11 protein-coding genes are annotated in these 12,429 nt (G+C 73.6%); 7 read left to right on the top strand and 4 right to left on the bottom strand.

From position 1 onward, the window contains the following. Positions 1 to 46: 46 nt before the first annotated feature. Positions 47 to 922 (bottom strand): FAD:protein FMN transferase, encoded by an 876-nt coding sequence (locus tag ACWCHM_RS20995; protein ID WP_421489152.1) that lies wholly within the window; start codon positions 920 to 922, stop codon positions 47 to 49. A 221-nt stretch (positions 923 to 1,143) separates the two neighbouring features. Between ACWCHM_RS20995 and ACWCHM_RS20990 the strand changes: the two genes are divergently transcribed. Both ACWCHM_RS20990 and ACWCHM_RS20985 read left to right on the top strand, forming a co-directional pair. Next, on the top strand, positions 1,144 to 2,175 hold the full coding sequence (locus ACWCHM_RS20990; protein ID WP_454219465.1) for a 3-isopropylmalate dehydrogenase: 1,032 nt from the start codon (positions 1,144 to 1,146) through the stop codon (positions 2,173 to 2,175). Positions 2,176 to 2,286: 111 nt separating this feature from the next. Further along, positions 2,287 to 3,384: a branched-chain amino acid aminotransferase gene (locus ACWCHM_RS20985; RefSeq protein ID WP_454219463.1), complete on the top strand. Its 1,098-nt coding sequence runs from the start codon at positions 2,287 to 2,289 to the stop codon at positions 3,382 to 3,384. Positions 3,385 to 4,135: 751 nt separating this feature from the next. Here the strand turns inward: ACWCHM_RS20985 and ACWCHM_RS20980 are convergent. Further along, the gene (locus ACWCHM_RS20980; protein WP_204956798.1) at positions 4,136 to 4,891 is read right to left on the bottom strand and encodes a tyrosine-protein phosphatase; all 756 of its coding nucleotides are present in this window, start codon (positions 4,889 to 4,891) and stop codon (positions 4,136 to 4,138) included. Positions 4,892 to 4,969: 78 nt separating this feature from the next. Beyond that, positions 4,970 to 5,428 carry a PRC-barrel domain-containing protein gene (locus ACWCHM_RS20975; protein WP_204956799.1) on the bottom strand — a complete coding sequence of 153 codons (459 nt, stop codon included), beginning with the start codon at positions 5,426 to 5,428 and terminating at the stop codon, positions 4,970 to 4,972. Between the two features lie 286 nt (positions 5,429 to 5,714). Between ACWCHM_RS20975 and cimA the strand changes: the two genes are divergently transcribed. Continuing rightward, positions 5,715 to 7,298: a citramalate synthase gene (gene cimA, locus ACWCHM_RS20970; protein WP_454219462.1), complete on the top strand. Its 1,584-nt coding sequence runs from the start codon at positions 5,715 to 5,717 to the stop codon at positions 7,296 to 7,298. Positions 7,299 to 7,313: 15 nt separating this feature from the next. Here the strand turns inward: cimA and ACWCHM_RS20965 are convergent, their stop codons facing one another. Further along, complete coding sequence (locus ACWCHM_RS20965) at positions 7,314 to 8,294, bottom strand: endonuclease/exonuclease/phosphatase family protein (protein ID WP_454223129.1); 981 nt, start codon at positions 8,292 to 8,294, stop codon at positions 7,314 to 7,316. A 352-nt stretch (positions 8,295 to 8,646) separates the two neighbouring features. Here ACWCHM_RS20965 and ACWCHM_RS20960 point away from each other — a divergent pair, with 352 nt between their 5' ends. The 4 genes from ACWCHM_RS20960 (at position 8,647) to ACWCHM_RS20945 (ending at position 12,392) form a co-directional block, all read left to right on the top strand. Continuing rightward, positions 8,647 to 9,168, top strand: coding sequence for a hypothetical protein (locus ACWCHM_RS20960; protein ID WP_204956802.1), 522 nt, complete (start codon positions 8,647 to 8,649; stop codon positions 9,166 to 9,168). A gap of 226 nt (positions 9,169 to 9,394) precedes the next feature. Continuing rightward, positions 9,395 to 10,444, top strand: a complete 1,050-nt coding sequence (locus ACWCHM_RS20955; RefSeq protein WP_454219460.1) for an AAA family ATPase — start codon at positions 9,395 to 9,397, stop codon at positions 10,442 to 10,444. After that, positions 10,441 to 11,436, top strand: coding sequence for a DUF58 domain-containing protein (locus ACWCHM_RS20950; protein WP_421489150.1), 996 nt, complete (start codon positions 10,441 to 10,443; stop codon positions 11,434 to 11,436). The genes ACWCHM_RS20955 and ACWCHM_RS20950 overlap by 4 nt, the downstream gene beginning before the upstream one ends. Beyond that, positions 11,433 to 12,392: a VWA domain-containing protein gene (locus tag ACWCHM_RS20945; RefSeq protein ID WP_454219459.1), complete on the top strand. Its 960-nt coding sequence runs from the start codon at positions 11,433 to 11,435 to the stop codon at positions 12,390 to 12,392. Before ACWCHM_RS20950 ends, ACWCHM_RS20945 begins: the two co-directional genes overlap by 4 nt. Positions 12,393 to 12,429: the final 37 nt, after the last annotated feature.

Raw genomic sequence — 12,429 nt, 5'->3', positions numbered from 1 at the left:
CCCCGTGGACCCCCTCCACAGGTCGGCCGACACGCCGCGACACCGCTCAGCGGCGTCGGTGGGCGAAGAGAGCCTGATAGGCCGAGTCGGCGCGGAACCACGACAGTCCCACCGGCCCGGCCGCGTACAACGCGGTCGCGTAGGCGTCGGCCACCGCCAGGTCCGGGCCGACGACGGTCGCGGCGACCAGCTGTCCGGCCGGTTCGCCGGTGTGCGGGTCGACCACGTGCCCCTGCCGGCCGGTGACCCCGGAGGTGCCCACCGCGCCGGCCGTCATCTCCAGCACCAGCGGGGTCCGCCGGCCGTCGGTCGGGTGGTGCACCGCCACCCGCCACGGGCCGCCGTGCGCGGCGTGCCCGCGTACCGTCAGGTCGGCGCCGGAGAGCACCGCGTAGTCGGTGATGCCGGCGGCGCGCAGCCGGGTCGCGGCCCGCTCCACCGCCCAGCCGTTGAGCAGGCCGCCGGGGTCGAAGCCGCCGGGGACGGCCCAGGCGTCGAACCAGCCGTCGGTGGCGGCCCGCATGGCCGCGCAGCGGTCGACCAGGTCGGTCAGCGGCGGGTACGACTCGGGGCTGATCTCGCCGCGCCGCAGCCGGGAGACCAGGCTCTGCGGCCGGTTCGGCCCGTAGGTGAGGTCGATCGCCCGCAGTTCGGCGACGGCGTCGCGTAGCGCGTCGCCGACCGCCCGGCGGCCCAATTCCTCGGGGGCGTTGAGCAGGAGCGAGTATTCGGCGGTGCCGGTCCGGACGGAGTGCTGCACGGCGATCCGGCCGCCGGACGGGTCGCCGGCGCGGTCGAGGCGGTGGCTGCGGGTGCCCAGGCGCAGGTCGGGACGGCGGCGGGAGAACGCCTTCTGGTCCACCCAGCGGGTGCGCGGTTGCTCGTCCAGTCGGCCTGGCCCCCGCTGCTGCTCGGTCCGCATCATCCTGCTCCTTCGCCGACGGTGCCGCGCCGTCGCGGCCGGTCCGTCCCGGGCCCCCACGACCCGTCCTGCACCGACCCTAGGCAGTGGAGATGACCGCACCATGAATGCCGCCTGGGAGCCTGCTGAGCATTTCGTTCTCCCAGATGGTGGAAGGCGCGTACCGGGAGGCGGGACGGGGACGTACCGTTGCGCTCAGCGGACGAGGTGAGGAGCAGCAGGTGGCACGGATCGCGGTGGTGGCCGGGGACGGGATCGGACCCGAGGTGGTCGCGCAGGCCCTCAAGGTCCTCGACGCCGTGCTTCCCGGCGTCGAGGCCACCCGGTACGACCTCGGCGCGGCGCGGTACCACCGCACCGGCGAGGTGCTGCCCGACTCGGTGTTGACCGAGCTGGCCGGCCACGACGCCATCCTGCTCGGCGCGGTGGGCGACCCCACCGTGCCGCCGGGCGTGCTGGAGCGGGGCCTGCTGCTGAAGCTGCGCTTCGCCTTCGACCAGTACGTCAACCTGCGCCCGTCCCGGCTCTGGCCGGGGGTTCCCGGCCCGCTGGCCACCGTCAAGCCGGGCGAGGTCGACCTGGTGGTCGTCCGGGAGGGCACCGAGGGGCTCTACGCCGGGGCCGGCGGCAGCCTGCACCGGGACACCCCGGCCGAGGTGGCCACCGAGGAGAGCCTGAACACCCGGCACGGGGTGGAACGGGTCATCCGGGACGCCTTCGCCCGCGCCGGTCGCCGTGAGCGGCGCAAGGTCACCCTGGTGCACAAGACCAACGTGCTGACCCACGCCGGCTCGCTGTGGGCCCGTGCCTTCGCGGCCGTCGCCGCCGAGCACCCCGACGTCACCACCGAGTACCAGCACGTCGACGCCGCCGCCATGTTCCTGGTCACCCAGCCCCAGCGGTACGACGTGGTGGTCACCGACAACCTGTTCGGCGACATCCTCACCGACATCGCCGCCGCGGTCACCGGGGGGATCGGCCTGGCCGCCAGCGGCTGCATCAACCCCACCGGGGCGTACCCGTCGATGTTCGAGCCGGTGCACGGCTCCGCGCCGGACATCGCCGGCAAGGGGGTCGCCGACCCGGTGGCCGCGGTGCTCTCCGCCGCGCTCCTGCTCGACCAGCTCGGCCACGCCGACGCCGCCGCCCGGGTGACCGGCGCGGTCGCCGCCGAGCTGGCCGGCCGGACGCCGGGTGTGGCGTTGCGCACCGACGAGGTGGGGGACCGGCTCGCCGCGCAGGCGGTGGCCTGACCCCGCGGGACGTGGAGCTATCCACTGAACGACCGTTCGGGGTAGGTTTTCTGGGACGTCAGCCCGGTGCGTGGTTCCCGCGTGCCGTCGATCCGCAGGGAGGTCAGCGCGATGAGCGGTGGTGACATGCTCGATTTCGAGATCCGTCCGAATCCCGCGCCGGTATCCGCCGCCGAGCGGGCCGCCCTGCTGGTCGACCCCGGCTTCGGCCGGGTCTTCACCGACCACATGGTGACCATCCGGTACGCCGACGGCAAGGGCTGGTACGACCCCCGGGTCGAGGCCCGCGCGCCGATCCCGATGGACCCGGCCAGCGCCGTCCTGCACTACGCGCAGGAGATCTTCGAGGGGTTGAAGGCGTACCGCAGCGCCGACGGCTCGGTGACCATGTTCCGGCCGGAGGCCAACGCGGCCCGGTTCATCGCCTCCGCCCGGCGGCTGGCCATGCCGGAACTGCCTGCGGAGCTGTTCGTCGAGTCGCTGCGCAAGCTGGTCGAGATCGACCGGGACTGGATCCCCGACGCCGCCGACGCCAGCCTCTACCTGCGGCCGTTCATGTTCGCCAGCGAGGTGTTCCTCGGCGTCCGCCCGTCCCGGGAGTATCTCTACTGCGTCATCGCCTCACCGGCCGGTTCCTACTTCGCCGGCGGGGTGAAGCCGGTCACCGTCTGGGTCTCGCCGGACTACACCCGGGCGGCCCCCGGCGGCACCGGCGCGGCCAAGTGCGGCGGCAACTACGCGGCGTCGCTGTCGGCCCAGGCCGAGGCGATCGAGGCCGGCTGCGACCAAGTGGTCTTCCTCGACGCGGTCGAGCGTCGCTACGTCGAGGAACTGGGCGGCATGAACGTGTTCTTCGTCTACGACGACGACACCCTGGTCACCCCGCCGCTGACCGGCACCATCCTGCCGGGCATCACCCGGGACGCGCTGCTCGCCCTGGCCGCCGCCTCCGGGCACCGGGTCGTCGAGCGTCCGGTGAGCTTCGACGAGTGGCAGGCCGACGCCGCGAGCGGCCGGCTGCGCGAGGCATTCGCCTGCGGCACCGCCGCGGTGATCACCCCGATCGCCCGGGTACGGCACCCCGGCGGCGAGTTCGTGATCGGCGGCGGTGAGCCGGGCCGGGCCAGCGCGGCGCTGCGGGAGCAGTTGGTGGCGGTCCAGCGGGGTGACGCACCCGATCCGCACGGCTGGGTCACGCACATCCGCTGACCACCCCGGCCGTCCTCCGGCCCGCCCCTCGTCGCTGGCGTGGGGGTGGGCCCCGACGGTCGGCCGCCTGCGTCCGGAGCCGGAGCCGACGGGCTGCTCCGGACAGCGTGCTGTGGCACTCCCCGGCCGGGCAGGTAGCCATGTCTGTGCGTCCTTTCGAGCTGATGACGTCAACGAATCAGCCGAGCTGTGGCCGCTCTGCCTGCGCCAACGGTCGGGCCGGCGGTGACAGCCGGTAGGGGACGCCCGTCGCTCGGTGGGCTACGCCGCACCGGCCCACTCGGGCTGCGCCCTTCCACCCCGGCTGCGTGTCCCGCTTGGGCTGCGTGTCCCGCTCGGGCTGCGCCCTTCCACCCCGGCTGCGTGTCCCGCTTGGGCTGCGTGTCCCGCTCGGGTCGAGCGTCCCGCTTGGGCTGCGTGTCCCGCTCGGGCTGCGCCCTTCCACCCCGGCTGTGTGTCCCGCTCGGGCTGCGTGTCCCGCTCGGGCTCGTCCCGGCTCGCTTCGGCGTGCTGCGGGTGTCGCGGTCGCCGGGGTGATGCTGACTCGTTTGCGTCATCAGCTCTAAAGGACGCACCCGGGCATCTGGAGGGTCTGGGCCCCGACCTGTCACCCCGCCCCGCCGGTGGCGATTCTCAGGGCTGGCAGGGCGCGTCGGCACAAGCGGGCACGGGTGGCGCGGGGCGCGTCGGCAGAAGCGGGCGTCGGGCACCGACGTGCCCGACGCCCGCTGCCGGAACGTCGGCGGTGCGCTCACCGCAGCGCGGGCGGCTCCAGCAGGTGGTCGCGCAGGGCGGCGAGCTGGTCGTCGGTGACGCCCGCGTGCCGCAGGTAGTCCTCGATCGAACCGTGTCGCTGGCGCAGCTCGGCGAGGAAGAGCGACATCGCCTCGGCGGGGGAGCCCAGGAAGGGCGCGGGCGGTGCTTCGGCCTCCGGCATGGACGCCGCCAGCCAGGCGCTGAACCGCTGGGACGCCTCGCTGCTCAGCGCGTAGTCCTCGGCGATCTGCTCGTCGTCGACGCCGAGCACGGACAGGGTCAGCGCGCAGACGATGCCGGTGCGGTCCTTGCCGGCGACGCAGTGCACCAGGACGGGCGCGTTGGCGCTGTCGGCGATCAGCCCGACCGCCTCGGCCAGCCCGGCGGTGCCGGTCTCGGCGAGGTCGGCGTACCGGTCGGCGAGGTAGCGGGCCAGGCTGGCCTCCGGCTCGTGGCGGCTCAGCGCCCAGTCGGCGTGCTCGGGGTGGATGTGCCGGTAGGCGAGGCCGTCGAGGTCGGGCACCCGGCCGTCCCGGTCCACCTCGGTCGGGCGGCGCAGGTCGATCACCGTACGGATGCCGAGCGCGGCGAACGCCTCCCGGTCGGTGCCGTCGATGCGGTGCGGGGAGTCCGAGCGGTAGAGCCGACCCCAGCGGACGGTACGGGCGTCGTGGCCGGGATAGCCGCCGACGTCGCGGAAGTTGAACATCGCGGAGAACGGGATACGCCGGCTGTTCTCGGTGGGGTTCACCCGCACACGGTAACGGCCGGCGGGGCGAGCACGCCGCCCCGCCGGCCGTTACCGTCGATCGACAGTTGTGCCTGCCGGCTACCGGGCGGTGCCGGGCGGCAGGTTGCCGTAGGTGTCGTCGTAGTAGCCGCCCAGCTTGTCGCGGTAGGCCGCGTCGCCGTGGCTGGTCTCGTCGTACTCGGGAGCGGCCTTGATCTGGTCCCGGGTGCGGTCGACGTGGACCTTCCGGTCGTCGTGGTCGACCTGGTTGACGGTGCCGGCGGGGAGCATCACCTTCTTGCCGAAGATCCACGGGCCGGTGTCGACGACGAGGTAGCTGCCGCCGACCTCGTGGCTCGCCTCGTCGATCTTGCCGATGCCGCCGTCGGTCGCCTCGACCTTGTAGCCGACCAGGTCGGCGTCGGCGACCCCGGCCTCGTCGCGGTAGCTCCAGGGGTTGAACGCCCCGCCGGGGGCACCGCCGGCGATCGCGCCCTGGCCGTCGTCGACCATCGGGTCGGTGGTGCCGTGGGCGGTGTGCGGATCGAGCCTGTCCATGGGAACTCCTGCCTCGACTGTCGTAGTCGTTATCGGAGAAAAGCGCTTCGTGTCCGCATCTGAGGTACCCGAGGGGAGACGTCCCACACACCCCGTCCCGGGATGTGGATTCTGTCTCCCAGATTCGGGTGGGAGTGGCAGAGTGGCGACCGTGACCAGCTCCGCCCGCATTATTGGCAGCTAGCGCGCCGGCCTCCCCTCTGCCGAGCGCGCAGACCTCCCGCATCCGCGGGGGGTCTTTTTGTTGCCCCCGCAAGGTTCGACGGTCCGAAGGAAGGGACTCGCGATGACGTTCCAGGTCTACGACACCACGCTGCGCGACGGCGCCCAGCGCGAGGGGCTCAGCTACTCGGTGATCGACAAGCTGGCGGTGGCCCGGCTGCTCGACGAGTTCGGCGTCGGTTTCATCGAGGGCGGATGGCCGGGTGCCGTGCCGAAGGACACCGAGTTCTTCCGTCGGGCCCGCACCGAACTGGACCTGCGGCACGCCCTGCTGGTCGCCTTCGGGGCCACCCGCAAGGCCGGGGTCGCCGTCGCCGACGACCCGCAGGTGCGGGCGCTGCTCGACGCGCAGACCCCGGCCGTCGCCCTGGTCGCCAAGGCCGACATCCGGCACGTCGAACGCGCCCTGCGCACCACCGGCGCGGAGAACCTGGCGATGGTCCGGGACACGGTCGCCCACCTGGTCGCCGAAGGACGACGGGTCTTCGTCGACGGCGAGCACTTCTTCGACGGGTTCCGGCACGACCCGGCGTACACCGCCTCGGTGGTCGAGGCCGCGCTCGCCGCCGGTGCCGAACGGTTCGTGCTCTGCGACACCAACGGCGGGATGCTGCCGTCCCGGGTGACCGCCGCGATCGCCGACCTGACCGCCCGGACCGGCATCGCCCCGGAACTGTTCGGCATGCACGCCCAGAACGACACCGCCTGCGCGGTGGCCAACACCATCGCGGCCGTCGAGGCCGGGGTCCGGCACGTGCAGGGCACCGCGAACGGGTACGGCGAGCGCCCCGGCAACGCCGACCTCTTCGCCGTCGTGGCCAACCTCCAGCTCAAGCTCGGGCTGCCCGTCCTACCCGACGGCTGCCTGGAACAGATGGTGCGGGTCTCGCACGCCATCGCCGAGATCGCCAACATCGCCCCCGACACCCACCAGGCGTACGCCGGGGCCGCCGCCTTCGCCCACAAGGCGGGGCTGCACGCGAGCGCGATCAAGGTCGACCCGTTGCTCTACAACCACGTGGACCCGTCGGTGGTGGGCAACGACATGCGGATCCTGGTGACCGAGATGGCCGGCCGGGCCAGCATCGAGCTGAAGAGCCGCGAGCTGGGTCTTGACCTGGCCGGCCATCCGGACGCCGTGTCGAAGGTGACCACCCGGGTCAAGGAGCTGGAGGCGGGCGGCTGGTCGTTCGAGGCCGCCGACGCGTCGTTCGAGTTGCTGGTCCGCTCCGAGCTGCCGGACGCCGCCCCGGTGCGACCGTTCGCGCTGGAGTCGTACCGGGTGCTGGTCGAGCACCGGGAGGACGGCGCGGTGGTCTCCGAGGCCACCGTCAAGATCCGGGTACGCGGTGAGCGGGTGATCGCCACCGCCGAGGGCAACGGCCCGGTCAACGCCCTCGACGAGGCGCTGCGGGTCGGGCTGACCCGGTACTACCCGGAGCTGCGTCACTTCGAGCTGGCCGACTACAAGGTGCGCATCCTGGAGGGCACCCACGGCACCGGGGCGGTGACCCGGGTGCTGGTGGAGACCGCCGACGGCACCGGCCGGGACTGGACCACCGTCGGCGTGCACCCCAACGTGGTCGAGGCGTCCTGGCACGCCCTGGTCGACGCCCTCACCTACGGCCTCGACCGCGCGGCGGTGTGAGCCGACCTCCCGGCGTCAGGGGGCGGGCAGGCGCAGGGTGGCCAGCACGGCGCGGTGGTCGGTGGCGGGGACCCGGTGGACGGTGACCGCACGGACGGCGATCCGGCGGTCGACCAGGACGTGGTCGATGGTGACCGGCGGGATCGGGTCGCCGTCGTACGGGCCCCACGTGCCCACCAGCCCGGCCCCGACGGCGTCGGCGGCGTCGACGTAGCCGCTGGCCAGGAGGGCACGCAGCGGGGAGTGGTCGAGGGTGGCGTTGAAGTCCCCGGCGAGGATGCCGAGCTGTCCGTCGGGGGTGGCGCGCGGCTGGCCCGCCAGGTCGGTGCGCCACTCGTCGACCACCCCGACCGACCAGGGTGCCGCCGGGTGGGCCGACTCCACCCGCAGCGCCGGTGCGCCGGGCACCGCCACCGTCGCGTACGCCTGGGTGAACGCGAACCCGGTATTGCGCCGGAAACCGCCGCCGGTGAGGGGGAACCGGGCGTAGAGCCCGGAGCCGGTGGTGCCCACCTCGGGGTTGAGTTGGCGGTGGGGGAGCAGGTCGGCGAGGCCGGCCCGGTCGAGGGCGTCCCGCGCCGCCGGGGTGAACTCCTGCACGGTGAGCACGTCCACCTCGTTGCGGCGGACCAGTTCGACCAGGGTGGCCGCGTCGGCGTTGCCGGCGAGCAGGTTGGCGGTGAGCACCCGCAGTTGCGGCCCCCGGGTCGCCTGCTGCCGGTCCGGTAGCGCACGGGGTACCACCGCGCCGAGGAGGGCCAGCGCCGCCACCGCCGCGGCCACCGCCGGCCACCGGCACCGCAGGGCGAGGGCCAGCATCAGGGCCAGCAGGCTGCCTCCCGCCACGTACGGGGTGAAGGCGAGCGCCTGCACGAGCGGGCCCCGGTCCAACCCGACGAGGCGGACCACGGCCCAGACGAGGCCGGGTGCCACCGCCAGCCAGCAGATCAGCGGGACGGCGCGAGGGCGGGTGGTGGCCGGCGCCGGGGTCGTCAGCACGGCGGCCAGCCTAGCGGCCGATGCCCCCCCCGCCGGGCGCGGAGCCGTTCCGTGAACGGTCGAGACTTCACGTTTCGCAATTTCCAACATCGTTTTCGAGATGGCAAAACGGGTTGGTGTGCTATTGACGCTCCGCTTTTCGCGGTGCTACGTTCCTCCTCGTTGAGGTGCCGCAACAGAGCGTAGTTTTCCCAGCTCAGGCCGGTCGGAAATGTTTCTTCTTCACTATTTCCGGCGCGGGTGGAAGGCTTTCCGCCCGCGTCCATTCCGGCTCGATCGCACCATCTCCATCCGGCTCGCCGTACGGTGGGTCGGCCGTATTGCCACGGTCACAAAAGGGAGACCTGTCATGGCCACATTCTTCAGGCGTAAGGCGGCGGCGGTGACGCTCGGCGTCCTGGCGCTCACCCTGGCCGGCGGCGGGATCGCCGTCGCGCAACCGGCGACCAAGGCCCCGGCCGAGGTGGCTCAGCCCGGGGCGCGGCTGGCCGGTGCCACCGGCCAGCCGCCGGTGACGGCGGCCGAAGCCAAGCAGGCCCGCGCGGCGCTGAAGGCTTCGCTCGCCCCGCCGGCCTCGGGTTCGGTCGCCTGGGCGGTCGTCGCCAGCGACGGCACCCTGCTCCAGCACTCGGCGAACGTCGTGTCGTCGACCAAGTACGGCACCGGCCAGTACCAGGTGCTGCTCGACTACAGCGTGGTCGGAAAGGCGTTCCAGGCCACCATCGGCACCAACGACCAGTTCAACGTGCCGCCGGCCGGCGAGATCGCGGTCGCCCCGCGCAACCAGACACCGAACGGCGTCTTCATCCAGACGTACAGCTCCAGCGGATCGGTGTCGAGCAAGCCGTTCCACCTGTTCGTCGCCAACTGAGGCGCGGACCCGTCGGCGGTGCCGGCCCCCACCGGGGGTCGGCACCGTCCGTTGTGGACCTCCTGTCCGTGACGGGTGGGGCGCGGATCGTCCGGTGACACCCGCATTGCGCCGCCGCACGGCGTTGCCGCCCCGCCGGGCCGGTCGTCCCTGTCCGGGGCGAATCGGCCCGTCGGGGCCGGAAATTCCGACGTTTGCCGGGCGGTGACCCCGGGAAGCAAGCACCGTGACGGACATCTCGGACACCCTGGCCAGCCTGTCCCGCCCGGTCGATGCCGACGCGGCGGGCGCCGAGTTGGAACAGACCCTCTTCGAGGTCAAACGCGTGATCGTCGGGCAGGACCGACTCGTCGAACGGCTGCTCACCGCGCTGATCGCCGACGGCCACTGCCTCCTTGAGGGGGTGCCCGGCGTGGCCAAGACGCTGGCCGCGCAGACCCTCGCCACCGTCGTCGGCGGCACCTTCACCCGCATCCAGTTCACCCCCGACCTGGTCCCCTCCGACATCGTCGGCACCCGGATCTACCGGGCCTCGACCGAGAACTTCGACGTCGAGCTGGGCCCGATCATGGCCAACCTGGTGCTCGCCGACGAGATCAACCGGGCCCCGGCCAAGGTGCAGTCCGCGCTGCTGGAGGCGATGGCCGAACGGCAGGTCACCATCGGCGGGCGGAGCTGGCCGGTGCCGGAGCCGTTCCTGGTGCTGGCCACCCAGAACCCGATCGAGTCCGAGGGGGTCTACCAGCTCCCCGAGGCGCAGCGGGACCGCTTCCTCATGAAGATCGTCGTCGACTATCCGGGCGACGCCGACGAGCTGGCCATCCTCTACCGGATGAGCAGCGACCGGCCCCGCCCCCGCCAGGTGCTCGACCCGGTCCGGCTGCGTGACTACCAGCGCCGGGCCGCCCAGGTCTTCGTACACCACGCGCTCGCCGAGTACGTGGTCCGGCTGATCCTCGCCACCCGCGACCCGGGCCGCTTCGGGCTGCCGGAGATCGCCCCGCTGCTGGCGTACGGGGCGAGCCCCCGGGCCACCCTCGGCCTGGTCGCCGCCGCCCGCGCCCAGGCGTTGCTGCGGGGCCGCGAGTACGTGCTCCCCGACGACGTCCGCGAACTCGCGGTCGACGTGCTCGCCCACCGGCTGGTGCTCTCGTTCGACGCGGTCGCCGACGGGGTCAGCGCCGAGGCGGTGGTGCACCGGCTGGTCCAGGCGGTGCCGCCCCCGGTGCTCGCCACCGGCCACCCCGAGTACACGCCCGACCTGGCGGCGGCGTGAACGCCCCGGCACCCCTGGCCGGCCCGACGCTTGCCGACCTCGCCCCCGAACGGCGGCTGCGCCGCCTCGAACTGACCGTCACCCGCCGGCTGGACGGGCTGCTCCAGGGCCAGTTGCGTGGTCTGCTGCCCGGCCCCGGCAGCGAGATCGCCGGCAGCCGCGAGTACCGCCCCGGCGAGGACGAGGTACGCCGGATGGACTGGGCGGTCACCGCCCGTACCACCGTCCCGCACGTCCGCGAGGTCGACGCCGACCGGGAGCTGACCACCTGGCTGCTGGTCGACGCCAGCCCCAGCATGGAGTACGGCACCGCCGAACTGGACAAACGGGAACTCTCGGTGGCGGCCGTCGCCGCGGTCGGGTTCCTCACCGCCGGCACCGGCAACCGGCTCGGCGCACAGGTGCTCGGCCGCGACGGGCTGCGCCGGTTCCCCGCCCGCAGCGGGCGTACCCACCTGCTGAGCCTGCTCCGCGCGTTGCTGCACGCCCCCCGGGCGGACGCCGAGCCACCGACCGGCCCGCCGGTCGGCCCCGACCTGGCCGCGGCCTTCGCGGCGATGCACCGGACCGCCGTCCGGCGGGGGCTGGTGGTGGTGGTCTCCGACTTCCTCGACGGGCTGCCCGACGACCCCGACGCCCCCACCCCGTGGGAGCCGGCGCTGCGTCGCCTCGCCGCCCGGCACCAGGTGCTCGCGGTCGAGGTGACCGACCCACGTGAGCTGGAGCTGCCCGACGTCGGCCTGATCACCCTGGTCGATCCGGAGACCGGCCGGCGGCGCGAGGTGTGGACCGGTGACCCGGAGTTGCGCCGCCGGTACGCCGACGCCGCCGCCGCGCAACGCGCCCAGGTGACCCGCGCGCTGCGCCGCAGCGGGGCCGGTCACCTGGCGTTGCGCACCGACCGGGACTGGACCGCCGACATCGTGCGGCACGTGCACGCCCAGCGTCGGCTGGCGGCCGCGCCCGCCGCCTCCCGGGGAGGTGCCGCGTGAACTGGCAGTCACCCGTCCGGCTCCTGCTGCTGCTCGGGGTGGCCGCGCTGGCCGCCGGCTACCTGCTGGCGCAGCGCCGCCGCAGCCGGTACGCGGTCCGCTTCACCAACCTGCGGCTGCTCGACCGGGTCGCCCCGCAACGCCCCGCCTGGCGGCGGCACGTGCCAGCCGGGCTCTTCCTGGCCATGCTGGCGCTGCTGGTGGTCGGCTTCGCCAGGCCCACCGCCGAGGTACGGGTGCCCCGCGAGCGGGCCACCGTGATGGTCGCCGTGGACGTCTCCACGTCGATGCTCGCCACCGACGTGGAACCGGACCGGTTGACCGCCGCCAAGGAGGCCGCCCGGACCTTCGCCGACGGGCTGCCCGACGAGTTCAACGTGGGGCTGGTCGCCTTCGCCGGCAGCGCGGCGGTGCTGGTGCCGCCGAGCACCGACCGGGGTGCCCTGCACGACGGGATCGACCGGCTCGCCGAGGGGATCACCGGGGTGCAGGGCACCGCCATCGGCGAGGCGATCAGCGCCTGTCTCGGCGCGGTCAAGAGCCTCGACGAGAAGGCGGCCAAGCAACCGCCGCCGGCCCGGGTCGTCCTGCTCTCCGACGGGGCGAACACGTCAGGCGCGGACCCGATGGAGGCCGCCGCGGCGGCCGTCGAGGCGAAGGTGCCGGTGCACACCATCTCGTTCGGGACCCCTGGCGGGTTCGTCGACCGCGGTGGCCGCCCGATCCAGGTGCCGGTCGACGGGCAGACCCTGCGGGAGGTCGCCGACCAGACCGGGGGCGGGTTCCACGAGGCCGGCAGCAGTGCCGAACTGCGTGACGTCTACGAGGACATCGGCTCCTCCGTCGGCTACCGCAAGGAACGCCAGGACATCTCCGCCCGGTTCATCGGGCTCGGGCTGGTCTTCGCCATGGGGGCGGCGGCCGGGTCGATGCGCTGGTTCTCCCGCCTGCCCTGAGCGGGACGACGCGGGCCCACCTGCCCCTGATCCGTCG

This window comes from Micromonospora sp. SCSIO 07396 (assembly GCF_053667945.1).
This window is presented reverse-complemented; position numbering and strand designations above follow the sequence as displayed.